General features: G+C 67.7%; 24 protein-coding genes. 8 read left to right on the top strand and 16 right to left on the bottom strand.

Annotation, left to right across the window (positions count from 1 at the left end):
- Positions 1-2 precede the first annotated feature (2 nt).
- On the top strand, positions 3-545 hold the full coding sequence (locus tag U0R18_RS01330) for a TetR family transcriptional regulator (RefSeq protein ID WP_526365174.1): 543 nt from the start codon (positions 3-5) through the stop codon (positions 543-545).
- Here the strand turns inward: U0R18_RS01330 and U0R18_RS01325 are convergent.
- Genes U0R18_RS01325 through U0R18_RS01310 form a run of 4 tightly spaced genes read right to left on the bottom strand, consistent with a single transcriptional unit; the run spans position 529 to position 4,632 of the window.
- Positions 529-1,260: an SDR family NAD(P)-dependent oxidoreductase gene (locus tag U0R18_RS01325; protein ID WP_526365172.1), complete on the bottom strand. Its 732-nt coding sequence runs from the start codon at positions 1,258-1,260 to the stop codon at positions 529-531. The two genes, U0R18_RS01330 and U0R18_RS01325, sit on opposite strands and share 17 nt — an antisense overlap.
- Entirely contained in the window at positions 1,257-1,697 is a 441-nt protein-coding gene (locus U0R18_RS01320) for a VOC family protein (RefSeq protein WP_526365170.1), read from the bottom strand. The genes U0R18_RS01325 and U0R18_RS01320 overlap by 4 nt, the downstream gene beginning before the upstream one ends.
- Positions 1,694-3,163 (bottom strand): flavin-containing monooxygenase, encoded by a 1,470-nt coding sequence (locus tag U0R18_RS01315; protein ID WP_526365168.1) that lies wholly within the window; start codon positions 3,161-3,163, stop codon positions 1,694-1,696. The genes U0R18_RS01320 and U0R18_RS01315 overlap by 4 nt, the downstream gene beginning before the upstream one ends.
- The gene (locus tag U0R18_RS01310) at positions 3,160-4,632 is read right to left on the bottom strand and encodes an aldehyde dehydrogenase (RefSeq protein ID WP_526367347.1); all 1,473 of its coding nucleotides are present in this window, start codon (positions 4,630-4,632) and stop codon (positions 3,160-3,162) included. Before U0R18_RS01310 ends, U0R18_RS01315 begins: the two co-directional genes overlap by 4 nt.
- A gap of 109 nt (positions 4,633-4,741) precedes the next feature.
- Here U0R18_RS01310 and U0R18_RS01305 point away from each other — a divergent pair, with 109 nt between their 5' ends.
- Positions 4,742-5,476 (top strand): TetR/AcrR family transcriptional regulator, encoded by a 735-nt coding sequence (locus U0R18_RS01305; RefSeq protein ID WP_526365166.1) that lies wholly within the window; start codon positions 4,742-4,744, stop codon positions 5,474-5,476.
- A gap of 6 nt (positions 5,477-5,482) precedes the next feature.
- Here U0R18_RS01305 and U0R18_RS01300 read toward each other — a convergent pair whose 3' ends face one another.
- Genes U0R18_RS01300 through U0R18_RS01290 form a run of 3 tightly spaced genes read right to left on the bottom strand, consistent with a single transcriptional unit; the run spans position 5,483 to position 9,409 of the window.
- Complete coding sequence (locus tag U0R18_RS01300; protein WP_526365164.1) at positions 5,483-6,949, bottom strand: TLP1 C-terminal extension domain-containing protein; 1,467 nt, start codon at positions 6,947-6,949, stop codon at positions 5,483-5,485.
- Entirely contained in the window at positions 6,946-7,767 is an 822-nt protein-coding gene (locus U0R18_RS01295; RefSeq protein ID WP_526365162.1) for an enoyl-CoA hydratase/isomerase family protein, read from the bottom strand. The genes U0R18_RS01300 and U0R18_RS01295 overlap by 4 nt, the downstream gene beginning before the upstream one ends.
- Before the next feature lie 13 nt (positions 7,768-7,780).
- Complete coding sequence (locus tag U0R18_RS01290; protein WP_526365160.1) at positions 7,781-9,409, bottom strand: AMP-binding protein; 1,629 nt, start codon at positions 9,407-9,409, stop codon at positions 7,781-7,783.
- Positions 9,410-9,449: 40 nt separating this feature from the next.
- Between U0R18_RS01290 and U0R18_RS01285 the strand changes: the two genes are divergently transcribed.
- Positions 9,450-10,958 carry an aldehyde dehydrogenase family protein gene (locus U0R18_RS01285; protein ID WP_526365158.1) on the top strand — a complete coding sequence of 503 codons (1,509 nt, stop codon included), beginning with the start codon at positions 9,450-9,452 and terminating at the stop codon, positions 10,956-10,958.
- Positions 10,958-12,058, top strand: coding sequence for a Zn-dependent alcohol dehydrogenase (locus tag U0R18_RS01280; protein WP_526365156.1), 1,101 nt, complete (start codon positions 10,958-10,960; stop codon positions 12,056-12,058). The genes U0R18_RS01285 and U0R18_RS01280 overlap by 1 nt, the downstream gene beginning before the upstream one ends.
- 83 nt (positions 12,059-12,141) lie before the next feature.
- On the opposite strand, the gene U0R18_RS01275 is transcribed toward U0R18_RS01280, so the two are convergent.
- Genes U0R18_RS01275 through U0R18_RS01255 form a run of 5 tightly spaced genes read right to left on the bottom strand, consistent with a single transcriptional unit; the run spans position 12,142 to position 17,163 of the window.
- On the bottom strand, positions 12,142-13,302 hold the full coding sequence (locus tag U0R18_RS01275; RefSeq protein ID WP_526365154.1) for a cytochrome P450: 1,161 nt from the start codon (positions 13,300-13,302) through the stop codon (positions 12,142-12,144).
- A complete protein-coding gene (locus U0R18_RS01270) occupies positions 13,302-14,105 on the bottom strand; it encodes an SDR family NAD(P)-dependent oxidoreductase (RefSeq protein ID WP_526365152.1) in 804 nt (267 codons plus the stop codon). The genes U0R18_RS01275 and U0R18_RS01270 overlap by 1 nt, the downstream gene beginning before the upstream one ends.
- A 7-nt stretch (positions 14,106-14,112) precedes the next feature.
- Positions 14,113-14,784 (bottom strand): TetR/AcrR family transcriptional regulator, encoded by a 672-nt coding sequence (locus U0R18_RS01265; protein WP_526365150.1) that lies wholly within the window; start codon positions 14,782-14,784, stop codon positions 14,113-14,115.
- 19 nt (positions 14,785-14,803) lie between these two features.
- On the bottom strand, positions 14,804-15,961 hold the full coding sequence (locus U0R18_RS01260; RefSeq protein ID WP_526365148.1) for a sulfotransferase: 1,158 nt from the start codon (positions 15,959-15,961) through the stop codon (positions 14,804-14,806).
- Complete coding sequence (locus U0R18_RS01255; protein ID WP_526367345.1) at positions 15,958-17,163, bottom strand: DUF1214 domain-containing protein; 1,206 nt, start codon at positions 17,161-17,163, stop codon at positions 15,958-15,960. Before U0R18_RS01255 ends, U0R18_RS01260 begins: the two co-directional genes overlap by 4 nt.
- 166 nt (positions 17,164-17,329) lie before the next feature.
- On the opposite strand from U0R18_RS01255, the gene U0R18_RS01250 reads away from it, so the two are divergent.
- Genes U0R18_RS01250 through U0R18_RS01240 form a run of 3 tightly spaced genes read left to right on the top strand, consistent with a single transcriptional unit; the run spans position 17,330 to position 20,713 of the window.
- Positions 17,330-18,532 (top strand): cytochrome P450, encoded by a 1,203-nt coding sequence (locus U0R18_RS01250; RefSeq protein ID WP_526365146.1) that lies wholly within the window; start codon positions 17,330-17,332, stop codon positions 18,530-18,532.
- Positions 18,533-18,534: 2 nt separating this feature from the next.
- A complete protein-coding gene (locus U0R18_RS01245; protein WP_526367343.1) occupies positions 18,535-19,251 on the top strand; it encodes an SDR family NAD(P)-dependent oxidoreductase in 717 nt (238 codons plus the stop codon).
- Complete coding sequence (locus U0R18_RS01240; RefSeq protein WP_526365144.1) at positions 19,241-20,713, top strand: class I adenylate-forming enzyme family protein; 1,473 nt, start codon at positions 19,241-19,243, stop codon at positions 20,711-20,713. The genes U0R18_RS01245 and U0R18_RS01240 overlap by 11 nt, the downstream gene beginning before the upstream one ends.
- Before the next feature lie 75 nt (positions 20,714-20,788).
- Here the strand turns inward: U0R18_RS01240 and U0R18_RS01235 are convergent, their stop codons facing one another.
- From U0R18_RS01235 to U0R18_RS01225, 3 genes are read right to left on the bottom strand one after another with little or no spacing between them, the layout of a single operon-like run.
- Positions 20,789-21,241 (bottom strand): VOC family protein, encoded by a 453-nt coding sequence (locus U0R18_RS01235; protein WP_526365142.1) that lies wholly within the window; start codon positions 21,239-21,241, stop codon positions 20,789-20,791.
- Positions 21,238-22,404 carry an Rv3169 family protein gene (locus tag U0R18_RS01230; RefSeq protein ID WP_526365140.1) on the bottom strand — a complete coding sequence of 389 codons (1,167 nt, stop codon included), beginning with the start codon at positions 22,402-22,404 and terminating at the stop codon, positions 21,238-21,240. Before U0R18_RS01230 ends, U0R18_RS01235 begins: the two co-directional genes overlap by 4 nt.
- 7 nt (positions 22,405-22,411) lie before the next feature.
- A complete protein-coding gene (locus U0R18_RS01225; RefSeq protein WP_526365138.1) occupies positions 22,412-23,350 on the bottom strand; it encodes a metal-dependent hydrolase in 939 nt (312 codons plus the stop codon).
- A gap of 110 nt (positions 23,351-23,460) precedes the next feature.
- Here U0R18_RS01225 and U0R18_RS01220 point away from each other — a divergent pair, with 110 nt between their 5' ends.
- Positions 23,461-24,057, top strand: coding sequence for a TetR/AcrR family transcriptional regulator (locus tag U0R18_RS01220; RefSeq protein ID WP_526365136.1), 597 nt, complete (start codon positions 23,461-23,463; stop codon positions 24,055-24,057).
- A gap of 43 nt (positions 24,058-24,100) precedes the next feature.
- Here the strand turns inward: U0R18_RS01220 and U0R18_RS01215 are convergent, their stop codons facing one another.
- Positions 24,101-24,949, bottom strand: coding sequence for an alpha/beta fold hydrolase (locus tag U0R18_RS01215; RefSeq protein WP_526365134.1), 849 nt, complete (start codon positions 24,947-24,949; stop codon positions 24,101-24,103).
- Positions 24,950-24,956 lie beyond the last annotated feature (7 nt).

The raw sequence follows: 24,956 nt of genomic DNA, 5'->3' as shown, positions 1-24,956 counted from the left end.
GCGTGTCGCACCGGCAGATCATCGAAACCGCCGGGCAGGGCAACAACGCAGCCGTCGCCCATCACTTCGGCACGAAAGCGGATGTCGCACGAGCCATCGAGGACAAGCACCGGGTGCGCATCGAATCCGGCCGCACCCGCATGCTCGACGAGATCGGCGGAGCCGCCGGGTTACGGGACTGGGTGGCGTGCCTCGTGCAGCCCCTGACGGATCATCTGGCTGCCATCGGCAATCCCAGTTGGTATGCGCGATTCGCCGTTCAGGCGGTCACCGATCCCGCGTACCGAGGGGTCATCATCCAGCAGGAGTTCGAGTCGCCGACCCTGCCCCACATCGTCGAACAGATCAGTCGCGCTCTTCCGACGAAGATGCATGCCGAGCGCGGCATCATGATGCGCACGATGCTGATCTACACCTGCGCCGAGTTCGAACGTGAACTCGCCCACGGGACTCCGTCACCCTGGCCGGACTGGTCCGCGGCCGCCTACGGACTGATCGAGGCAATCGTCGCCCTGATGCAGGGCCCGGTCATCGGCCGGCCCTGAGCACTCGCTGCAGCTGGCCGTATGCATCGATCGGGCTGTGCAGCGCCAGCCCGCCGTCGGCGAAGATCGTCTGACCGGTCACCCACTGCATCTCGAGCACGTCCACGATCACCGCCGCGACGTCGTCGGCCTCCCCCAGCCGACCGAGCGCGGTGCGCTCCGTCAGCCCCTCGACCCAGCCCGGCAGCTGTTCGGGTTTGGCGAGCATGGGAGTGCGGGTGACTCCCGGGCCGACGGCGTTGACGCGGATGCCATGGCAGCCCCATTCGGCCGCGGCCACCCGAACCAGCATGTCGACCCCCGCCTTCGACACGCAATAGGCACCCATATCGCGGTCGGCGACCGTGCCGCTGATACTGGATACCGCAACGATCGAACCGCCCGATCCGGCCCGGATCATCGCCGCGGCCACCGCGCGTATCGTCAGCCAGGTCCCGGTCAGGTTGGTATCGATCACCCGCTTCCAATCTGCGACGTCGTGATCGACCAATTGTCCCGACGCACCAACCCCCGCGCACGCCACCAAGCGGTCCGGGACTCCGTGCGCCTCCTGAGTCGTCGCCAGCGCAGCGGTCACCGACTCCGGATCACCGATATCGCAATGGATCTCACCACCGCTCACATCCCAGACAGCGACGTCTCGGCCAGCGTCACGTAGCCGAGTGGCGACAGCGGCTCCGATTCCCGACGCTCCCCCGGTCACGATCGTCGTCATTGCGCTCCTCCGATCAACTCGACACGCACGCCGTCGGGCGCCGTCACAACGGCCATCGGCACCTGCCCGCCGCCCGGCGCCGGCACCTTGATGCAACGAACACCGTCGGTGAATCCCAGTTCCGCCAGACGAGCGAGGGTCGTGTCGACGTCGCGTTCCAGCGATATCAAGAAGAAACCGGGGGCTGGGCCCGGCGGAAGGGGCTGGGCGGCCGACGGATCATCGAATTCGACGAGTTCGACGATGCCGGTTCCCGGTGTCTCCGGGTCTCCGAGGAACACCGATCGCAACCGGTCCGAGGCCGCACCGAACAGCGTCGGCCAGTCGCCGCGAAAGTGATGGTCCATCAGTTCGCTGAATCCGAGCCCGTCCCGCCAGAATCGCAGCGCGACCTCGACATCCGCAGTGACGATCGCGGTGTGGTGGACCCCGATCACCGGCGACCGCCCGCGCCAGCCCTGGATGTCCAGACGAAGTCCGACGATTCGGCTCGGGCCAGCCGCTCCGCGAAAACCTTTCCGCTGTAGGGGAACTGCGTCACGATCTTGCCGCTCACATGCCGGAAGTAGTTGTTGCAGTTGGCCTGCCAGACGGTGCCGACCAATGCGTCCTGGATCTCGGTGTTGTAGGCATCGTGCACATCCCTCCTGATCTCGACGGCCGCGGCATCCTGCTCGACCATCTCGTCGAGCGTGCGCCGGACGAACTCCGCCTGCGCTTCCAGGATGTAGATCATCGACGTCACCCCGTTGGTGTTGGGGCCGTACAACGTGAAGAAGTTGGGGTAACCGGGCACCACTGTGCCCAGGTAGGCCTCCGCACCGTCCGACCAGTCGTCCCGCAACCGTCGACCACCGGCACCGCAAACGTCCAGGCCGGCCAGATAGTCGGCCGCCTTGAAGCCCGTACCGTAGATCACCGTGTCCAGTAGGTGCTCGGCACCGTCGGCCGTGCGCACTCCACCGGTCGTGAACTCCACGATCGGGGATGTCTCGACGGTCACGTTGGTCCGCATGAGGGTGGGGAACCATGTCATCGACGACAACGGGCGTTTGCAGCCCACCGGGTAGTCGGGGGTGAGTTTTGCCCGTAACTCCGGATCGGGAATTCCGGCCATGAGGTGCTTTTGCGAGGTCTTGGTCAGGTGTTCGGTCAGCGGCGAGTCGGCATCGAAATTCGCCAGTTCATAGTCCTCGAATGCCTTCTGGCGCAGGTGCAACGCCAGCTCGGGATCCCGCGCGAACGCGTCGTGCTGCTCCGCGGTGAACCGCTCCTCGATGCGGGGTGCCACCCAGGTGGGGGTGCGTTGGAAGACGGTGAGATGTTCCGTCTCGGGCGCGATTGCGGGGATGTACTGGATCGCGCTCGCCCCGGTGCCGATCGCGCCGACGCGCTCGCCCGCGAGCGATCGGGAATGATCCCAGCGCGCGGAATGGAACAGCCGGCCGGTGAACTGTTCCGCCCCGGGGATGTCGGGAATGTTGGGCACGTCGAGCATGCCGACCGCACTGACCACTACGTCGAACCGGCTCTGCTCGCCGGCGGCTGTGGTCACCGTCCACCGGTGCTCATCGCCGTCCCAGTCCAGCGCCACGACCGCGGTGTCGGACCGCAGGTGTCGGCCCAGTCCGTGATCGCCGGCTACGCCCTCGAGGTATGCCATGATCTCCGGCTGACCGGCGAACGTCTTGCTCCAGTACGGGTTCAGCGCGAAGGAGAATGAATAGAAGTGTGAGGGAACATCGCACGCGGCACCCGGGTAGGTGTTGTTCCGCCAGGTGCCGCCGAACCCGGCGCTGCGCTCGAAGATGGTGAAGTCGTATCCCGCGGCCGCCAACTGGACCCCCATGGCGATGCCGCCGGGTCCGGCACCGATGACCGCAACGGCCGGGCTGAGCGTCATCCGCCGAATTCCGGCAGCTTCGCCGCGCTGACCACCGATTGCAGCTCGGTGTATTCCGCCAGCCCCTCCTCGGCGAATTCCCGTCCCACGCCGGACTTCTTGAAACCACCGAATGGGCTGGAGATGTCGAGCATGTACATGTTGATGCCGTAGGTACCGGTGCGGATCCGGCCGGAGATCTCCAGTCCGCGCGCCACATCCTTGGTCCACACCGAGCCGGCCAGGCCGTAATCGCTGTCGTTGGCAATGGCCACGGCCTCGTCCTCGTCGGTGTACGGGATGACGGTCAGCACCGGCCCGAAGATCTCCTCCTGGGCGATGGTCATCTCGTTGCGGGCGTCGGCGAACAACGTGGGCCGAACGTACCAGCCAACGTCGCGGGGCGAATCATCGCCGCCGAGAACGAGTTTCGCGCCCTCGCTGACACCCGAGCGAATGTAGTCCTGCACCCGTTGCTGCTGCCGGCGCGATACCAGCGGACCGATATCGGTGGCCGGGTCGGCCGGATCCCCGATCACCAGTTCGGACATCATCGCCGCCAGCGCATCGACGAACTGGTCGTGCCGATCTCGCCCGACCAGGATCCGGGTCTGCGCCACGCAGGCCTGACCGTTGTTCATCAGACTCGCCATCTTCAGCCCCGTGACGGTCTTACCGATATCGGCGTCATCGAGCACGATGGCGGCCGATTTGCCGCCGAGTTCCAGGCTGTAGCGCTTGAGCTCCTCACCACACAACGATGCGATGCGCCGGCCGGTGGCCGAGTTGCCGGTGAAGGCGATCTTGTCGACACCCGGGTGCCGCACCAGCGCCTCCCCGACCTCGACGCCGCCCGGTAGCACCGACACCACGCCGTCGGGCAACCCGAGATCGGTCAACATCTCGGCCACCCACAGCGAGTCCAGCGGAGTCTCCGGGGCGGGTTTGACCACCACCGTGCAGCCGGCGATCAGCGCCGGAATCAGCTTGGGCATCAACAGGTTCTGCGGGACGTTCCAGGGGATGATGATCCCGACGACACCGACGGCCTGACGGCGCAGGTGCACCTCACCGAGCAGGCCCTGCCGGCGTTCCTGCCACGGGAATGATTGCGCGCTCTGCATCGTCAGATGCATCATCGACGCGGCGCCGGCCGCCTGGCCCAGACGGCTGAAACTGGCCGGCGATCCCATCTGGGCCGTGATCAGGTCGGCCATCTCGTCCAGGTGGGTGCCATAGACCTCGGCGAGCCGCCGTACCACCCCGAGCCGGTCGGCCACCGGCAGCCGCGGCCAGGGCCCGGTGTCGAAGGCCGCCCGGGCGGCGCGCACCGCGGTGTCGACATCGGCCGGATCGGCCGCGGCGGCGTGCGCGATCGGCTGTTCGGTGTGCGGCGACACCACCTCGATGCGGGCACCGCCCGCCGGGTCGCGCCACTGCCCGCCGACCAGGATCTGATCGTACGAACGGACCGCCGGAGGTGACGGCATTGTCGGCATCTGGGAACACCTTCCGGTCGTCAGTGCATCCGAGCATACTCAGGTCCGGTGGTTACCGTAAGACATACCGTAGGAATCGAAAGCCGTGTATCATCGGAGCGTGGCGGGATCCAGTGCGACCAAGCGCAGCGCGCCCGGCGCGAAAGCGAAACGCCGCCCCCGCGGCTCCCTCGACATCGAGGACATCATCACCGGCGCTTTCGAACTGGCCGACGATGTATCCATCGCGGGCCTCAGCATGCCGGTGCTCGCCCGCCATCTCGACGTCCCGGTCACCAGCATCTACTGGCACTTCCGCAAGAAGGAGCAACTGCTCGACGCAATGGCCGAGCGGGCCGCCCGGCAGTACCACTTCAACACACCCTTCGTGGACGACACCACCTGGCAGGACGCGTTGCGCAACCACTTTCGCAAGATGCGTGCGGTGTTCCGGGACCATCCCCTGCTCTGCGAGTTGATCCTGATGCGCACCGGGGAGATCGGTCCAGAAGCCACCAAGGGCGCGGTCGACAACCTCGAGTCGGCCATCAGCACCATGGTCGAGGCCGGCTTCACCCCGGACGATGCCCTGACCGTCTACATCGCGCTGTCCGCGCACAGCCGGGGCACCGCCATGATCGAGCATCTCAATGCCAGTCAGCGCAGTGCACGCGGCCGCCAGCCCACCGGTGTCACATCCGCCGAGCATCCGCTGCTGCACGAACTCGAGTACCAGGGCCACTCGATCGACGGTCTGGAGTTCGAGTTCACCCTGGACGCCATCATCGCCGGCGCGGAAAAGGCTCTCGCACAGTCGAAGAGCGCGGCCAAGACGCCCCGCAACAACAAGAAGTAGCCCGCCCTACCAGCGGGCCTCGTTCCGCTTGCCGTCGGTGCTCACCGTCACCGCCTGCCCCACCAACTCGCGGGATTCGGCATCGGCCAGCAGCCCGGCGTCGTGCACCCGGGCCATCGCCCGGCCGGCGGGCGTGTCGAGCACCACCAGTCCCCGTTCGGCCGACCCGTCACGGCCATGGGCAACGGTGTACGCCAGCACCGTGGCCGGCCCCGAGTAGTCGGCGAGCACCGGCAGGCGCGGCTGATCGGCGTCCACCTCGGCCTGCACGTCGGTTGCGCCGGCGGGCCCGGAAGTCTCGGCGGGCTCCGAAGACCACACGGCCGCAACATGTTTCTCCATATGCATACCCACCCCCGTGATCAGCGCCCGACCGGATGCGCCGGCGAACCGGTCGTGCGCTGCGGCGATCGAGTGCGTGACATATCCACTGGCCGGACCGCCCGCATAGGGCAGGCCGCCGGTCAGGGTCAGCCCGCGCGGATCATCCAGTGCCAATCCCAGTGCATCACAGGCGAACCGGACCGATGACGGGAAGCACGAGTACAGATCGAAGGCGTCGATCTGCCCGAGGTCGACTCCGGCGTGGTGCAGGGCGTGTCGGCCCGCCGCCGCCATCGCCGCCGACCGCGACATATCGGCCCGCTCGGCCACCGTCGCCGGATCCGCCGCATACGCCCAGCCGGACAGGTACAGCCGGCGGTCGTCGGGCACGCCCAGCGCATCGGCCTTGTCCCGGGTGGCCACCAGCAGCGCGGCGGACATATCGACATCCATCACGGCCACTTCATGTTTGGTGTAGGGCCAGCCGACGTATCGGTTGGCGGCGGTCGGGGTGCCGATGGTCGCGGCGTCGAGCACCTCGGGTCGCCACGCATGCGGGTTGGCCGCGGCAATGGGTGTCATTCCGGCCATCACGGCGGCGGCCTCCGCGGCGTCGGCGGCCAATGATGCACCGCGCCGGGCGCGGCGGGCGGTGTCCCACAGCGGGAACGTCTCCCAGGCCTGCACCACCTCGTGGTTGAGTTCGCTGGCGTGCGGCGGCTCCCACGGGAACGGTGTGGGCTGCCGGTGGCTCCACGGCAACCGTTCGCCGCGCTTCTTGGCCGCCCGGGTGGTGGCCAGCGCTTCGGCACTGCAGATCAGGGCCAGGTCCAACTCGCCGCGCCGCATGGCCTCGGCGGTCTGGTTCGCCAGCACCTGCGGGGTGGTGCCGCCGATTCCCGAATACAGCCGGTGCCGGGGATCGGCACCCAACGCGGTCGCCAACCGGCCGACCGGATCGTCGTACGGCCAGGTCTGGCAGTACACCACCTGCAGCGAATCGAGCTGCGTGAGAATACTTTCCGACCCGGCCTGGGCGGCTGCCGCCCGCGCCCGCTGCTCCCAGCTGACCAGGGGTTCGGGCGCCTCGGCGTCGCGGACGGTCTGCTGATCGGCGCCGATGATGCAGAGCTGGCGGGGGTCGGTCACCGTCCGCTCCAGCGCGGTTCCCGCTTCTCGGCGAAGGCCCGCGGGCCCTCCTTGGCGTCCTCGGTGGCGAACACCTCCCGGGAGATGCTCGCCTCGTTCCGGTAGGCCTCGCGCAGGTCGAGTTTGAGGCCCTCGAGCACACTGCGTTTGGTGGCCTGGATCGCCAGCGGCGCATTCTTGACGATGCGGGCCGCGTATTCGAACGCCTTGTCCATCAGTTGTTCTTCGGGCACCACCGCGTTCAGCAGGCCCATCTCGAACGCCCGGCCGGCATCGATGATGTCGGCACACAGCAGGAACTCCATCGCCTGGGCGAACGGAATCTGTCGCGGCAGTCGAACCGTAGTCCCGCCGCCGGCGAACAGCCCGCGGGCGGGTTCGAGCACCCCGAACGTGGCGTGCTCGCTGGCCACCCGGATATCGACACCGCCGAGCATCTCCATGCCGCCGGCCACGCACGGCCCGTTGACCGCGGCGATGATCGGCTTGTAGATCTTCGTCCCGCGCAGGACCGCCTCGGTGCCGTCGGCCAGCGAGTAACCCTTGACCGACGTGGCCGTGCCGGCCTTGAGTTCCTTTGCCAGCGCGGTGATCTCGGGTACGTAGGTCTTCAGATCGGCGCCGGACATGTAGGACCGGCCGACGCCGGTGAAGATGGCCACCCAGGCGTCGTCATCGGCGTCGAACCGCTTCCAGGCCTGTGCCAGCTGGTGGAAGTGTTCGAGGTCGCAGGCGTTGCGGGCCTCCGGCCGGTCGAGCGTGATGAGCACGACGTGTTCGGCGCCGGGACGGGTCCCGAGTTCGTAATGGACCGGCACAGGAATTCTCCGTTCAGTTCTGCTGGGGATCGGGGTAGGCCTGGATGCGGCCGTGGGAGACGAATTGTTCGTGCAGCGCGGCCCGGTCGGCCTCGGTCATCAGGGTGTACGAGCTGGTGCGTGGGGGCCGCCACCAGACCGGGTCGTCGCACAGCCAGGCCTCACGCCGCAACGGCTTCTTGTCGATCTTGCCGTGGCCCACCACCGGGATCGCGGAGGTCACCCGGACGAACCGTGGCGTCCACTTGGTGCCCAGATCATCTTGCCCCGAGAGGAATTCGGTGAAGTCGGCGGCGTCGAACTCGGCGCCGGCAACCGGTTCCACCACGGCCATCACCTGATCACCCGCCAGCGGGTCCGGGACGCCGATCACCGCAACCGCAGCGGCGGCCGGGTAGCGCGCCAGGATTCGCTCGACCGGTCCGGCCGCGAAGTTCTCCGAGTCGACCCGCAGCCAGTCGCCTACGCGGCCGGCGAACCAGAACACGCCGTCGGCGTCGCGGTACGCCAGATCGCCGGACCAGAACCAACCGTCGCGCAACCGGTCCGCGTCGGCCTCGGGATTGTCCCAGTAGCCCTCGAACGATCCCGCGGCGTCGCGGCGCACGAGTTCCCCGGTGGCCCGTTCGGTGTTGGTGAGCCGGCCATGCTCGTCGAACAAGGCGGTCTCGCACTCCCGGCCGTCCTCGGACACCACCGCGATATCGGCGCCGGGCGGCGCGGTGCCCAGCGATCCGCGTTTGGCGGCCGGCATCAACGCGATCCCACCTTCACTGGAGCCGTACCCGCTGATCACCCGGGCGCCGAACCGTTCCCGGAAGGCATCGGCGTCGCGTGGCGAGGACTCCGGGGCCAGCACCACTCGCAGCTGGTGGTCGCGGTCCGCGGGGCCGGCGGGGGTCGCCAGGATGTAACCGAGGGCGCGGCCGACGGTGCTGGTGAAGGTCACCCCATGGGTGCGGACATCATCGAGCCAGGCGGTGGCCGAGAACCGGTCGCGCAGCACCAGGGTGCAACCCGCCGCCAGCGCCGGAAAAAGGATGGCGCTCAGCGCATTTCCATGTGTCAGCGGCATCGGGCAGTACAGCACCGCGTCGGGTTTGAGGCCCATGGCGCCCACCGTGGCCAACCGGGCCTGGCTGCAGCGGGCCGCCTTCGGCGCCGACGTCGAACCCGAGGTGAACAACAGGAACAGCAGCGTGGACGGGTCGGGGTCGATGTCGGGCAACGCCGCACCCGCAAACGGCGCCCACGGTTCGTCGGACACCAGGACGGGGTCCTCGATCAGGTCGGCGTAGGTCTGGTCGGCGAGTACGAATTGGCATGCGCTGTGGCTGATATCGCGGGCCAGTTCGGCACCGCGCCGGGTCGAGTTGACGCCGACGATGCACGTGCCCGCCAGGGCCGCACCGAAGATCTGGAACACATATTCGGCCACATTGGGCAGCAGGACCCCGATGTGCGGCGGGCGCTGCGGGTCCAGCGTTGCGCGCATCCAGGCGGCCCGGGTGGCGGCCTCGGCGACCACCTGCCGCCACGTCCAGGTCCGGTCCCCCGCCACCAGTCCGACGGCATCGTCATCCGCGCGCGCCCGGATCAGAGCGGCGACGGACGGTCTCGCCGGCGACGTCGCCGAATTCATTGACACAACGTTACCGTAAGTCCTACGGTTGTCTATCACAATGGCCCCTGAACCCACCGAGTCGACCGCGCTCAATGCCCGCGTCGCCGAACGCGCCGAATCCCGGCTGCTGATCGACGGAGAGCTGCGCGAATCGGCCGCCGGTCGCACCTTCGAGAACATCAGTCCCGCGACCGGCTTGGTGCTCGGCGACACCACCGCGGCCGATCCGCAGGACATGGACGCCGCCATCGCCGCGGCCCGCCGCGCGTTCGACCAGGGCACCTGGAGCACCGACCGGACCCTGCGCAAGCGGTGCCTGCTGCAGCTGCAGGAAGCCCTGGAACGCGAGGCCGAGGACCTGCGCGAGGAGATCATCGCCGAGGTGGGTGCGCCCTGGATGACGACGGTGATGGCACAGGTGGACTGGCCGCTGCACGACGCGCTGCGCTTCCCCACCGACCTCATCGACTCCTTCACCTGGGAACGTGACCTCGGCGTGGGCACGGCCGGTGACGGCCGGCGCCGCGTCACCAAGGAAGCCGTCGGCGTGGTCGCGGCCATCGCGCCGTGGAACTACCCGTTCGAGATCATCTCCAACAAGCTCGGCCAGGCCCTGGCCACCGGCAACACCGTTGTGCTCAAACCGGATCCGAACACCCCGTGGACCGCGACCCGGATCGGGCGGATCATCGCCGAACACACCGATATCCCCGCCGGGGTGGTCAATGTCGTGCCCACCCCGGACAATTCGGTGGCCGAACTGCTGGTCACCGACCCCCGGGTGGATCTGGTGTCGTTCACCGGATCCACCGACGTCGGCCGCCTGATCGCCCGCAAGGGAGCCGACACCCTCAAGCGGGTGTTCCTCGAACTCGGCGGCAAGTCCGCGATGGTGCTGCTCGACGACGCCGACGTCGACGCCGCACTGCCCAACACCGCCCAGGTGTGCTTCCACGCCGGCCAGGGCTGCGCCGTCAACACCCGGCTGCTGGTGCCCGCGGCAATGTACGACGATGTGGTCAACCGGGTCCTGGAGATGTACTCGATGCTGCCGCCGGGCGATCCGGCCCGGCAGGACACCGTGCTGGGTCCGGTGATCAGCGCCAAACAGCGCGACCGCATCCTCGGTTTCGTCGACCGGGCCCGTGCCGCCGGCGCCGAGATCCTGACCGGGGGCAGCAAGGCCGAGGGGCTGCACCCCCAGCTGGCCGGCGGCTTCTACCTGACCCCGACATTGGTTGCCGGCGTGGACAACTCGTCCGAGATCGCCCAGCAGGAGGTCTTCGGACCCGTGATGGTGGTGCTGCCCTACGACGGCGACGACGAAGCGCTGGCGATCACCAACGACAGCCGGTACGGCCTGTCCGGATCGGTGTTCTCGTCCTCGCCACAGCGGGCCATGGACTTCGCCGACCGGGTCCGGGCCGGATCGTTCAGCATCAACGGCGGGCTGTTCTATGGCGCCGACGCACCGTACGGCGGCTACAAATCCAGCGGCATCGGGCGACAGAACGGTATCGAGGGATTCGAGCAGTACCTGGAGACCAAGACGATCGGATATCTGTGATGAGCGCCCCTACCCGCGCCGCGGTACTCCGTGGCATCGGCGACCCGCTGGTGCTCGAGGAGATCACCCTGGCCCCACTGGCACCCGATCAGGTCCGAGTCCGCATCGCAGCCAGCGGGGTCTGCCACTCCGACCTCTCGCAGGCCACCGGCGTGCTGCCGGCCGGCACACCCTGTGTCCTCGGGCACGAGGGCGCGGGCGTGGTCGAGGAGGTCGGCGCCCAGATCCAGCACGTCGCGCCCGGCGACCATGTGGTGATGGCCTGGGTGGCGGCGTGCGGGCGATGCTGGTACTGCCAGCGCGGCGAGGTGCACCTGTGCCGCAACGCAATCCGCGATGTCTACTCCATGCCGTACGCCAGTGACGGCGCCGGTACGGCATTGTTCACGTCGATGGGGGTGTCGAGTTTCGCCACCGCGACCAACTGCCTGGGCCGGGCCGTCGTCAAGATCGACGACGACATTCCGCTGGAGATCGCCGCCCTGGTCGGCTGCGGCGTCGCCACCGGCTCCGGGGCCGCCCTGAACACCGTCCCGGTGCCACACGGCAGCGCGGTGGCAGTGCTCGGGCTCGGCGGGGTCGGGCTGGCCGTCCTGATGGGTGCCCGGGTGCGTGGGGCGGCGCAGATCATCGCCGTCGATCCGGTGGCCTCCCGGCGCGACCTCGCAGTGGAGCTCGGCGCCACGCACGTGATCGACCCAGGCGCCGAGGACACCGTGAAAGCCATCAAGGCCCTGACCGGGCGGCGCGGCGCGGACATCGCGTTCGAAGTGGTGGGCCGGGCCGCCACCATCGAGACCGCCTTCGCCGCAACGCGTCCCGGCGGAACCACGTGCGTGGTGGGCGCGCCGCCGCCGTCCGAGATCATCTCACTACCGGCCAATGACCTGTACATGCAGGGCAAGACGGTGGTCGGCTGTCAGTACGGCTCGGTGGTCCCGGCCCGGGACTTCCCGATGCTGCTCGACCTGTGGCGGGCCGGCCGGCTACCGCTCGACCGGCTGATCACCCGGCGGATCGACCTGGCGGACGTCAACGATGCCTTCGCGGACCTGGAGCAGGGCAACGGAATTCGATCGGTGATCGTCAACCCGTCCTGACCGCCCCACACACGCCGAAACGTACGTTTGGGCGGGAAAGTTCGAGAGGGTTCCGCCATTTCGTCGATATGGGCGCGAGTCGACTAGGGCGCCAACAGGATCGGCAACTCCGCGGTCTCCCGAAGCAGGGTCGAGGGGCCCATCCGGACGCCGTCGAGCACCCGATAATCGGGCCAGCGCCGCAGCAGTTCGGTGAAGACGATCTTGGCCTCCAGCCGCGCCAGCTGGGCGCCCAGACAGAAGTGCTCGCCGATACCGAAGGCCAGATGCGGATTGGGTGACCGGGTGACATCGAATTCATCGGCATCCGAGCCGAATACCGTCTCGTCCCGGTTGGCCGCGGCGTAGAGCATCACCAGATACTCGTCGGCGCCGACGTCCGTATCGTGCAGCGTCACCGGGCAGTTCGTGGTGCGCCCCATCGCCACGATCGGCGTGACCCAGCGCAACATCTCCTCGACGGCCGCCGAGATCAGTGACTCATCGGCGGCGAGCATGGCCCGCTGCTGCGGGTGCTGCGCCAGCGCGATCAATCCCCCGCTGATGAGGTGACGGGTGGTCTCGTTGCCGGCCACCAGCAGACTCATGCAGAAGCCGAGTTGCTCGCCGCGATCCAGATCGGAGTCCGCCGTCAGGGCGGTGAGGATGTCCTGCGGGGGATCCGATTCCGCGGCACGAGCATCGAGTTTGGTGTTGAAGTACACGAAGAAGTCGATGGCCGCCATCGCACGCGGATCGGTTGCATCGGTGGCCGCGATCGCAATGGCATCGGACCACTCCCGGAAGGTCGGCAGATCTTCGGCCGGCACGCCGAGCATGTGTGCGATCACCAGCAGCGGCACCGGAGCGCACAACGCGTCCACGATATCGACGGGCGTGGTGGGATCGATCGCGTCCAGCACATCGCCGACGATCCGCTCCACCACCGGCGCCAGTTCGGCGACCTTGCGAACGGTGAAGCCGCGGTTGACGATCCGGCGCATGGTGACGTGCCGCGGCGGATCGACGTACAGGATGGACTCGGTGCCGGTCACGGTGCGTTTGAGGTCGCCGATCAACACACCCTTGGACGATGTGTACGTCGCCGGGTCCTTGCTCATCGCGACGATGTCATCGTGTGCGGCCACCGTCCAGAACTTGCCGTCCGCCCGGGGTGCCACCGGGCACTGCCGCCGCAACTCGGCCAGCGCGTGATCGGGTTCGTTGCTCCAGAATTCGGGGTCGGCAACGTCGGGCGTATCCATCAGATGAAGTCCGATCCCCCGTCGACGTTGACCGTCGCGCCGGTGACGTAGCCGTTGCGTTTCGACGCCAGGTAGGTGGTGATGGACGCGATCTCCTCGGGCAGCCCGGCGCGGCCGAGGTCGCACGGCTGGTGGAAGTTGTTCTCGATCCACGTCATCACGTCCACCGGATTGGTGGCGTCCAGGCCGTCGATGGCCAGGATGTCCTTCAGATTCTCGGTGAAGCTGGCCGTCACGATGGTGCCCGGGCACACGCAGTTCACCAGGATGCCGTCCTTGGCAAGGCTTTTCGACAGGTTCTTACTGAGGCTGCTCAGGGCTGCCTTGGCCGCGGTGTAGGCGATGATGCGCGGGTTCTGCCGCTGGATCGAATGTGCCGAGAGCGTTACGATGCGCGCCCAGTCGGCCGCCCGCAGCAGCGGTAGCGCGGCCCGGATCGACCGGACACCGGCCATGGTGCCCAGGCTGAACGCGGCGTCCCAGTCGGCGTCGGTCATATCCTCGAAGTACCCGTCGCCGGGTCCGATGGTGTGCACCAGGCTGTTGATCGAGCCCCACCACTCACCCACCTGGGCGAAACCAGCCGCAATGGAGTCCGCGTCGGTCATATCGACGCTGATGCCGACGGCATCCGGTGCGCCGGCCGCCAGACAGGACTGAACGGCGGCATCGAGAGCTTCCTGGCCGCGGGCCATCACCGCAACCTTGGCGCCCTCGGCGGCCAGTGTCTCGGCGATCGCCAGTCCCATTCCCTTGCTGCCGCCGGTGACGACCGCAATTGCTCCTGCCAGACCCAGATCCATGTTCTCCCTAACGGTTGTTGTTCAGAACAGCGTCGATCGTTTCGGGTGCGACGCCCAGACCCCGCAGACAGAACCGCTGCACACGGTCCCGCAGGGCGGCGACATCGTGCGGGTTCGACGCAACCCCACCGGTTCCCACCGCCCAGTGCCGGTTGACGTTGGCCCACACCACACCGTGCAGCGACTGCGCCTCGGTCGTGGGTTCGATATCGGTGAACAGGCCCAGATCCATTCCCCGGCGGAGATATTCGACGAGTGGGTGCAGGATCTCGCCATACGCGGCCGCCACGAGTTCCGGCGCGTTGGACATCTGGGACTGTGCCTCGACGGACATGCGGCGCAGGTCCGCGGCAACCTCGTCGTTGAAGGCCATCTCGAGTCGGCCGTCGATCCAGGCCGCCACCGCGCGCACCGGATCCGCGGCGGCCTCCATGGGGATGCGGGTGCGTTCCATCTCGGCGCGCGCCATGTCGACGAACAGCGCTGCCAGCAGTTCGTCCTTGGAACCGAAGTGACGGTAGAAGGCCCGGGTGCCCAACTGCGTCTGCCCGAGCACCGCGGCAATGCTCAGCGCACCGACACCGTCGGTCAGCACGATCCGGCCGGCGGCGGCCAGGATCGCGGCCCGCACCTGCGGGTCGGGTTCCAGGCGTTTACGTCCGCCGGTTGTCGCCGGCACCGCCTCTCCCAGGGCCGACTCACGCACTGGCGTCGTAGGCCGCGAGGTAGTCGGAGAACGCATCGCGCACCTGGGCCTCGGTGAGTCCGAAGTCCGCCAGTTCGTAGTCGTGGGTGCCGCGGTGGCCGGGCCGGTGGCCGTCGGCCCAGGCCTGCACCTTGGCCCGGGCATCACCCGAGAACTCCAGTCCGAGCTGGCCATAGGCGTCCGCCACCGTCTTGACCGAATCGTGTTGCAGATCGGCGAAGGACACGTCGACGAACCGGTCGTCGCCGACGCGCTTCCGGAAGTCCATGGCCCGCCCGACACCCTTGGCCCACCAGGCGAGCTGTTCGGCGCCGAGTTCGTGCGGGTCGCGGCGGTCGCTGCTCCAGCTGCGCACGTAGCCGATCAGACTGCAGACCGAGCCCAGGACCTTGGCCGGATCCCGGTGGCTCCACAGGAATTTCGCGTTCGGATAGGCCTCGACGAAGGCGTCCAGGGCGAACATGTGCACCGGCGTCCGCAGGTGCCACAGGTTCGGCTTGCAGTGCCACTGCAGCAGTTTGAGCACCTGCCGGTGGTAGGTGTAGGTCTCGCGCATGTCGGTATCCATCAACCACGCGGTGTAGCTGGGCACCCGGACCACGCCGTCGAAGTGGTAGGTCCGAAAGCTCATGCCCATCAGGTCCTGGCATTCGGTGGCCGCCTCGGCCTCCGAGCTCATCATGGTCTTGAAGTCCGGGAACATCTGGTCGATCATCGCAATTCCCTCGGCCGCCTGCGCGATCCGCGGGTCGGTGCGTTCGGTGTCCTGCTCCGGTGGCGGTGTCGGCTGCTGGGATTCCCACGTCCGCAGCGACCGGAACTGTGGGTCGTTCGCAATCAGCTGGCCCAGCGCGGTGGTGCCGGTGCGGGGCAGTCCGAGGATGACGACGGGCCCCGCGACCACTTCGTCGTCGATCTCGGGATGCTGCTTGTAGGTGTCGATGACCTTCAGTCGCTGGATCAGGGCGTTGCTGATGGTGGCGTGCTGGATCACCCGGCCCAGGTCGTTGAGTTCGGCCTCGGTGTTCAGTCCGTCGACGGTGCGTTCCAGACCTTCGCGGTAGTAGTCGGTGCCGAAGTCGTCCAGGCCGGTGGCCGCACGGGCGCCGGCCTCGAGTTCGTCGGCGCGGAACGTCTCTGGGAGGGTCACGAGTAGAGCCTTTCGTGGACGGCGCGACGCCGGTCTTCGAGCACCCGGGCGCGCTCGGCTGGCGTGATCATGGTGGTGCCCGCGGGCAGTTCGGCGGTCACCGTTTCCAACGGGACGATACGAACGTCCGGCACCGGCGCGGAATCGGTTCGTACACAACGCAACAGCATCGCACCGTTGCTGTGCCCGGCGGTGTCCAGCCAGTTGGCCACACCCGGGTCCGCCGCGGCGAGCACGAACCGAACCTTGCCGTCGTCGTCGCGTATCGCCTGATGTCCGTTGAGGCTCGACTGGTGGCGGGCGTAGTTGATCGTCTCGAGCCACGGATTGCCCAGGGACACACTCCAGTACACCCCGGTGGGTGGCTCGAATTCGAGGATCAGCGCCTGACCGGGTTCGAGCTCGAATCTGCCGATGACGGGCCGGTTCTCGGCCGCGGCGCCCATCGAGCTCATATCCGCAGGGGGCAGGAAACCGTTGGTCGGCGGCGCGCCGCCGAAGTCCAGGAAGAACTTCAAATTGCCCGGCACGAAGTCCCCGAGCGCATACAGCTGGCGGGCCACCGAAACCTCCGGTGCCACCGCGCGTTCCCCGGGATCGACCCCGGGCCCGATACGCTCGATCGTCAGGGCGGCCGGCGTCTCGGTGTCCCAGTCGTAGAGGAAGTTCCGCACGGTCAGCACCGGATGCTCACCCACCAGGCGCAGCCAGTTGCCCGGCTGTTCGTCGGCCGACAGGATCACCTCGAAATTACCGTCGTCGTCCACCTCGAGCTCGTCGACCAGGCAGTTCGCGGTGGCGGCGATTCCGTCCATGGTCTGCAGACCGACGTAGCGGGCGGTCCCCCGCTTCCCGAACAGCCGGTAACTCTCCCCGGCCCGCATCTCGGCGTTCAGGTACACGCAGTCCGGGCACTCCATCCCCCACGTGACGATGTCGTCCATCTTGGACCGGGTGACCGCGAGCACGGGATCCGGGTCAACCCGCAGCGCCATGTCGATACCCACCGCCATCAGCACCATCAGGTGGCGCATCCCCGCGGCATGGTCCAGCGCGTTCCGGTTGACCGGAGCCGTCCGGACCAGTTCCTCCGCGGCGCCCAGCCGCTCCTGCAGGTGGGCCCAGGCGGTGTCCATGTCGACGTCGGGCACACCGGAGCCGGACAGCGCCGCCTCGGCGATCGAGTGCGGCAGCCAGGCCATCGGGTTCTCGGGGGTCGTGTCCGCCAAAAGTTCTTCCGTCCCGCCTATCGCCAAACCAGTTTCGAAAATGCTATTTTCGTTTCCGGCCGACTATCACACCACGACGCGAGGGCTGTCAAGGTCTGTCGGCGATGACGAAGCGCGACAACGGAAGAGGCAAGAGACAGTGACCATGTCGCAGGTGGTGTTCGACCCGTTCTCCGACGACTTCTTCAATAATCCCTACGCCACCTACCGGCGGATGCGCGACGAGGCGCCCGTGTACTACAACGACGTCTACGACTTCTACGCGCTGACCCGGCACGCGGACGTCACCGCGGCACTGAAAAATACCTCCACGTTTTCTTCGTCGCGCGGGATCGACCTGCAGATGGTGAAGTCCGGCGAACCGCCGCCCCCGCTGATCATCATGATGGACCCGCCGGAGCACCGCCGGATGCGCAGTCTGGTCAACAAGGTGTTCACACCGCGCGCCATCGAACGGCAGCGCCAGACCGTCATGACCCAGATCGACCGTTTCCTCTCGGCCGCTGATCCCGACAACTTCGACGTGGTGCAGGACTTCTCGGCGCTCTTCCCGGTCGAGGTCATCACCCAGATGCTCGGCGTCCCAGCCGAACTGCGCCAGCAGGTCCGGCTGCTGCTCGACAAGACCCTGGAACGCGAATACGGGAAGATCGAGATGCCCGAGGCCGGGATCGCGGCCGCCGTCGAGACCGGAATGATGTACTTCAACATCATCCAGGAGCGCCGCGCCCAGCCGCAGGACGACATGATCAGCGACCTGATCGCCGCCGAGGTCGACCGCGGAGACGGTCAGATGACCCGGCTCGACGACGTCGAGATCACCGCGTTCGCCTCGATGCTCGGTGGCGCCGGCGCCGAGACGGTCACCAAACTCGTCGGCAACGCCGCGGTCACCTTCGCCGAGAACCCCGAGCAGTGGCAGCTGCTGCTCGACGACCGGAGCCTGATCCCCGCCGCGGTCGAGGAACTGCTGCGTTGGGAGGCACCCGCCCAGTATCTGGTGCGATACACGCTCGAGGACGCCGAGCTGCACGGGCAGACCATTCCGGCCGGCAACGCGGTGATGATCTGCGTGGGAGCGGCCAACCGCGACGAGCGGGCGTTCCCGCACGCGGACACCTTCGACATCACCCGCGATCGGGGCGCAGCGCAGAACCTCGGCCTGGGCTACGGCGAGCACAGCTGTCTGGGTGCCGCACTGGCCCGGATGGAGTGCATTGCCGCGCTCGACCGGATGTTGGATTTCATGCCGCGCTACGAGATCCGCCGCGACGGACTGAAGCGGGTCGCGATGTCGAACGTCATCGGCTGGCACAACGTCCCCGTGCGCGTAATTCGGTGACCGTGCGCAATGCCGTGATCGTCGGCGGCAGTGGCGGTATCGGGAAGACCTGCGGCGCCGCCCTGGTCGAACGCGGCTACGACGTGGTCCTGATGGCCCGCCGGGAGGAGCAGTTGCGGGCCGCCGGCGCGGAGATCGGTGCGCGCACCTTGGTGGCCGATGCGTCCGATCCGGTCGGATTCGCCAGTGCGCTGGCCGAATTGGGCCACGTCGACCTCCTGGTCCACGCCGGCGGTGTGCTGGGCGGGACGTATGCCCGAAAGCAGACGTTCGAGCAGTGGCGCACCACCCTATCGGCCAACCTGGATTCCTGCTTCGTGGTGACCCACGCCGCCCTGCCGCTGATGCGGCCCGGATCGCGATTCATCTTCCTGTCGTCGTCGGCCGCCCACGAGCCGATGCCGGGACGCACCGCCTACTCGGCCGCCAAGGCTGGGATGAATGCGTTCGCCCGTGCGCTGGCGCTGGAGGTCGACCGGGATGGCATCAATGTCAACATCGTCACCCCGGGGCCGGTGGAAACCGAGATGCTGCAGGATGTTCCGTTCGAGATGTACGCCATCACCGCACACGATGTGGCCGAGGCGGTTGCCTGGTTGGACACCGTCGCGCCAGCGGTGGATCTGCCGGAGATCCGGTTGAACGCCGTGGTCCGCGGGCCGTCGGCCCGGCCGCCGGTGGTTCCGCTCGAGGTTCGGAGGCGCGCTGGTGACTCCTGACCCCGAGGAGGGCGTGCCCTACGGCCGCCAACTCACCATCCGCGCCGAGACCGATCCGTTGGGCCCGGCGCTGACGGTGATCGGGCGAGACCGCGGCGAGGTGACACTGAGCTGGGATGCGCTCGAGCGGCTGGCCAATCAATGGGCCCGGGCCCTGCAGTCCTCCGGAGCCACACCGGAATCCTTTGTCGCACTGTCGGTCCCGAACTCGGTAGAGCTCGTCGCCGCCGCTCTGGCCACCTGGAAGATCGGCGCGGTACCGATCCCGATGCGCTGGGACCTGCCGGATTGGGAGCAGGAGCGTCTGCTCGAGGTGATCTCCCCGGCGTTCGTCCTCACCGAGGACAACGTCGCCGAACTGGCCGCGACGGCGGCGACGCTAGACGATTCCGCTCTGCCCGACATTGTGTCCCCGGCGGTCAACGGCATCTGCAGCTCGGGTTCCACGGGCCTGCCGAAGATAATCCTCAACACCGCGCCGGCGCTGTGGACCGTGGAGAAGGCGGAGCCGTTCATGGCGCAATGGACGCCCGTCGATACCCCGCAGATCATCCTGGTGCCCGCGCCGATGTACCACACCAACGGTTTCGGGACGCTCAACTACCTGCTGGGCGGCGACCGGTTGATCGTCCTCGAGAAGTTCGACGCCGGCCAGGTGCTGGACGCCATCGAACGCCACCGGATCACCAATTTCACCGCCACCCCGACCATGCTGGCGCGCATCGCCGATGTGCCCGGGGTCGAGTCCCGCGACCTGTCGAGCGTGGTGTGGATCCTGCAGGGCGCGGCCGTCATGCCCCAGACGCTGCTGCGCCGCTGGTTCGAACTACTCAGCCCGCAGCAGGTGGTGATGGCCTATGGGATGACCGAGAACCTCGGTCTGGCCGCATTGCGCGGTGATGAATGGCTCGAGCGTCCCGGCAGCGTCGGGCGGGGATTCCGCGATACCGAGATCCGCATCACCGACGATCACGGAAACCCGCTGGGGCCGGGCGAATTCGGCGAGATCTATCTGCGTGCGCCGATGACGGGCGGATACCGCTATATCGGCGGCGCCGCCCCATTGCCGACCACCGCCGACGGCTTCACCTCGGCCGGCGACCTCGGGCACCTCGACGCCGAGGGCTACCTCTATATTGCCGACCGGCGCACCGACATGATCGTCTCGGGCGGTGCGAATGTCTTTCCGGCCGAGGTGGAATCTGCGCTGATCGACCATCCGGGAATCGCCGATGTGGTGGTGATCGGGTTGGCCGACGAACAATGGGGTCGCCGCGTGCACGCCATCGTGGAGCCCAGCGAACCGACTACCCCGCCGAGCGCACAGGACGTGATCGTCTTCGCCAAAGGCCGATTGGCCGGGTACAAGGTGCCCAAGACGGTGGAGTTCATCGATGCGATCCCACGCAGCGCCGCCACGAAGGTCAACCGTTCAGCGTTGGCGGCCGAGCGGGAGCGCTAGTCGGACCACGCCGAGTTCTGCGCCTTGGTTGCTCGCCGGGCCAGGCGACGACCCTGACGCAGAAGTCGGCGCGACCTAGTCCTTCATCAGCGACAGCCGGCCCCGATTCAGCAGTTCCACCATCACCCCGTCCGGGTCGACGACGGTGGCGGCCTGTCCCCCGTCGGGCGTCGGCAGGGTGCGCGGCGTTCCACCGAGCCCCAGTCCGGCGAGCCGCGCGAGGGTGGCCGTGACGTCCACCTGGACCGACAGCAGGAAGACCCCGCGGGCCGGCAGACCGGACTGGGCCGGGGCCGAGACCAGTTCCGGCACCCCGAGATCGAGCAGTTCGACGATGCCGGCGTAGCTGTTGGCCGGGTCGCCCAGGAACACCGTGCGCACCGAGGCGGTGTGCACACCCAGCAGCGGGTGCAGATCGGCCGGGAGCACCGTGTCGACCAGGACCTCCAACCCGACGCCGTCGACGTAGAAGCGTAGCGACTCCGCCATATCGGAGACACAGATGCCAGCGTGATGCAACAGGGTCACAGGAACGAATTCTCCTCTGTCAGGCCAAGTTCCGGTACGGCACCGAGCGCGAATGATTCCAGGTTGCCCAGTCCGACGCCCCCACCGACCGGATCCTCGACCCGCACCAGCAGATCGCGCAGCTGATGCAGCTTGCGGGCATTCTCCGGGCTGTCACAGTCGGCGACGTGATTGCCCTCGACCTTCAGCTCGCCCACCCACTCGCCGTACACCCAGTCGTTCCAGCCGTAGTATCCGGCGGTGCCGAGATGGAATCCACCGGGTCCGGCCGCGGTCAGGCGCAGCGGTCGTTGGGTGCCGTCGCCACCCACCAGCGTCAGGGTGCCCTCGGTGAACCGCCGGTTGTCATCCCGGAAATGCAGATCCTGGATGACGTCGGAGAACCGCCGGCAGGTGCCGTCGTCGTTCTGTTCCTCGGCCTGGCAACGGATCTCGCTGTACCCGTCGCCGCGCTCCTCCTGGCGGAACACGAACAGCGAGTACCGCGAACCGTCCGGACGGGTCAACGTCATGGGCAGCCAGGTCATGAACATCTGGTTGATCCGGTGCCGGCCCCGCCGCGGCAGGCCCGGGATCGGCTTGCCCACACCGGGCCGAATGCCCCAGGAGTGGTCCCGGATGGAGATCCAGTTCTCACTGGTGACCTCGGTGCGCTCACCGTTCAGTTCGACCCAGCCCTCCGCGGTTCCCACCTGGTGATACCGCAGCACGTTGTGCGTCACCCGGTAGCCGTCGGGACTGCGATCCGGCCACGGATCCTCCAGTGCCGCGGGGAAATCCCCCGTCATGGTGACGTCGAACGCGATGGGCGCGTGCTCATTGCGGTCCAGGCTGACGCGAATTGACTTCAGCGGCTCGACCACCCGGTAGTGCACGGGTCCCACGTCCGCGGTCGACGGATCACTGGCCAGCCGGCGGCCCGCTCGCACGGTCCACTGTTCGGTGCCTCGGCACACCCCGGCGGCGCCGTCGAACACGCCGCGATTGGTGTACTTGCCGACCCCGAGCACCAGTTGCAGCGAGTTGTCCCTGGCGTGCGCGATGGTCCAGATCTTCTCGGTCCAGGACGGATCGGATTGGCTCACGGTCGCGAAGGTGTCGACGATCTGATGGGTCAACAACTCGTCCTCCGGCACCAGATCGCCGTAGTTGGTCGACAGCACGTGTCGGTCAGTCCTCTCGGTCGGCCGGCAGCGTGCCGACGAAACGGGTCATGTCAGCACCCCGGTCGTACTCCTGCATCCAGGTGTCGGCCCAGGGCGGCAGCGGCTGATTCGCCGGATCGTGGTTGGGTAGCTGCGAAAGCGTCAGCCGCCAGAGCATTTTCGTCAGATCGGCCGTCGGCACCGCTTCGAACAGCGTGGGCACACCGCCTGCCCGGGCGCGGCGGCCCGCACCACCGGGACCACGGAACTTCAGCTCATCGACCAGCAGTGCCGGCGACATGAGGGCTTCGGCCGATGCGCCGCGGTCCTCGAACGGGATGTGCCGGTCGAACGCCCGGGCGATATTGGCGGCGATCTCGGAGGTGTGGCGGAACGTGGATCGGAACTGCTTGGTGCGGTACAACGGGTTCGGGCACAGGTGGCGGTAGAGGATCAATCCCGAACTGCGGTGCTCGATCTCCTCCACGAAATGCCACATCATCAGCGCGGCCACCCGTGGCTCGCCACCATCGAACATGGACTGCCGATTGTCCAGGAACACCTTGAACAGCGGCGTGAACGTCGCCTCCAGGTTCGCGACGTACGCCGCGTGATACTCGACCGGGTGCGCTGCCAACAGCCGGTCGTAGGAGGCGACGGTTTCCTGGTAACACTCTTCGAGCTCCGGGTAACGCTTGATCAGCGCCAGCATGTGCTTGCGGTGGGCCGCCGCGTGTTGCGCTTCCTGCCGCAGGAAGGCCTCGGCCTCCGCGGCCACGGCGGGGTCCTGGTCGAGCCGGTCCTGGGCCTGGCGCAGCGAGGCGATGATGTACTTCTCGAACGGCACCGCGATGAATGTGAAAGCGTTGCAGAAGATTCCGAAGTTCGGGTTTGCGGGCTGCCAACGGAACGGGACGTCGGCGTCGAACTCCCACGGGATCTTTCGGATCACCAGATCCGTCATCGCCGCGCCCCTTCTTCCTACCGCGCTCGACCCAAGACACGGACCGCCCCAGTGTGACATTATGGGCTATACATGTAAAGCACTATGACTCGATTGGGTGGTGATCTCGAATGGCGATCGGCGATCTGGAACCGTCGACGCGTCGGCGCATCCTGGACGCCACCCACGTCGTGTTCGCCCGCAGCGGGCATCGCAATCTGCAGCTCTCGGATGTCGCCGCGGAGGCCAAGGTGTCACGGCCCACGCTGTACCGCTACTTCGGGTCACGCGAGGGCCTGCTCAATGCGTTCGCCCTGTACGAGCAGGACAACTTCGACGCCGGGATCGCCAAGGCGATGGCCGGACTGGACGGCCCCGCGCGACTGGATGCCGCGCTGCGGTTCGTCGTCGACTTCCAGGATTCCTATTCCCTGGGATCGATCGTGGACATCGAACCCGAGCACGTACTGAGTCAGATGAAGCGGGTCCTCCCGATCATGCACGAGCGGATCGCACGGGTGATCCCCGGCTCCAACTCGGACATCGCGGCGGCCGCCGTGGTGCGGATCGCGGTGTGCCACTACCTGGTCCAGGCCGGCAGTCCGGAAGATTTCCTGGCCGAGTTGCGGCTGGCGGCCGGGCTGGACCCGCGCCAGGCCAACATACGCCGAAACGGACGAACGGGCGGATTCGCCCGAGACGGTCTAACCCGTTCGTCGGTTTCGTGAGGAGCACGGTCAGCGCCGAGCGGATCGCGGCGCGCTCCGCGATCTAAGCGAGCCAGGCCCGGATCAGCCCCGCGACCTCATCGGGACGTTCGAGGTGCAGGAAGTGTCCGGCACCATCGACCAATTCGAATGCCGAACCGGCTGCCGGCAAGTGGTTTTGGACGTCGGTGAGCAGCTCGGCTCCGATCGCGCCGTCGTCCGCGCCGTGCAGATACAGGGTGGGCACCGTCGGCGGGCAGAGCGCGGCGACGGCCTCGTCGGCGAACCGCGGATCGTTGAGTTCGGGGTGGAAGTTGGCCCGGTAGGGGTTGATCACACCGGCGATGGTCTCGGCGGTGACGTGCCGGCGCAGTTCGGCGAGGTCGTCGTGGGCGTCGTAGCCCGGTGACCAGTCGGCCCACAGCTGTTCCCAGAAGCCCTCGGCCAGCAGGGCCGGTTCGGCCAGACCCACCTGCTGGATGAACCAGACGTAGAACGACCGCCGCAACTGCGGGTAACTGAACAGGCCGGCCCCCAGCGCCGCGGTCGGGGGCACTGCCAGGGCGATGAACCGCGAGAACGCGGCCGGTTCACGGTTCACCACGCCGTAGCCGGCGTTGGCGCCCCAATCGTGTCCGATCAGCAGCGCCCGTTCATCGCCCCCGAGTTCCCGGTACAGCTCCAGGATCCGGTGGACGTAGGTGCCGACGGTCACGGCGCCGGCGCCCGGGTCCAGGTAGCCGGGCAGCCAGGGCGCCACCACGCGATATCCGTCGGCCACCAGCTGCGGGCCCAGGTGCCGCCAGGTGTGCGGGGTGTCCGGGAAGCCGTGCACCAGGACGGCCAGCGGCCGGCGCGGATCATCCAACGGTCCGAAGGCCACGTGGTGCGGCGCCGCCGAAGAATCAGTCACGCCGGTC

The sequence above is a fragment of the Mycobacterium sp. genome (assembly GCF_046330795.1).
Classification (GTDB): Bacteria; Actinomycetota; Actinomycetes; order Mycobacteriales; family Mycobacteriaceae; genus Mycobacterium.
This window is presented reverse-complemented; position numbering and strand designations above follow the sequence as displayed.

Coding starts and splice junctions, on each gene's coding strand:
- U0R18_RS01290 (WP_526365160.1), bottom strand. CDS start 9,409: ATGAATTCGGCGACGTCGCCGGCGAGACCGTCCGTCGCCGCTCTGATC.
- U0R18_RS01220 (WP_526365136.1), top strand. CDS start 23,461: ATGGCGATCGGCGATCTGGAACCGTCGACGCGTCGGCGCATCCTGGAC.
- U0R18_RS01280 (WP_526365156.1), top strand. CDS start 10,958: ATGAGCGCCCCTACCCGCGCCGCGGTACTCCGTGGCATCGGCGACCCG.
- U0R18_RS01275 (WP_526365154.1), bottom strand. CDS start 13,302: ATGGATACGCCCGACGTTGCCGACCCCGAATTCTGGAGCAACGAACCC.
- U0R18_RS01270 (WP_526365152.1), bottom strand. CDS start 14,105: ATGGATCTGGGTCTGGCAGGAGCAATTGCGGTCGTCACCGGCGGCAGC.
- U0R18_RS01325 (WP_526365172.1), bottom strand. CDS start 1,260: ATGACGACGATCGTGACCGGGGGAGCGTCGGGAATCGGAGCCGCTGTC.
- U0R18_RS01285 (WP_526365158.1), top strand. CDS start 9,450: ATGGCCCCTGAACCCACCGAGTCGACCGCGCTCAATGCCCGCGTCGCC.
- U0R18_RS01315 (WP_526365168.1), bottom strand. CDS start 3,163: ATGACGCTCAGCCCGGCCGTTGCGGTCATCGGTGCCGGACCCGGCGGC.
- U0R18_RS01225 (WP_526365138.1), bottom strand. CDS start 23,350: ATGACGGATCTGGTGATCCGAAAGATCCCGTGGGAGTTCGACGCCGAC.
- U0R18_RS01255 (WP_526367345.1), bottom strand. CDS start 17,163: ATGGCCTGGCTGCCGCACTCGATCGCCGAGGCGGCGCTGTCCGGCTCC.
- U0R18_RS01310 (WP_526367347.1), bottom strand. CDS start 4,632: ATGCCGTCACCTCCGGCGGTCCGTTCGTACGATCAGATCCTGGTCGGC.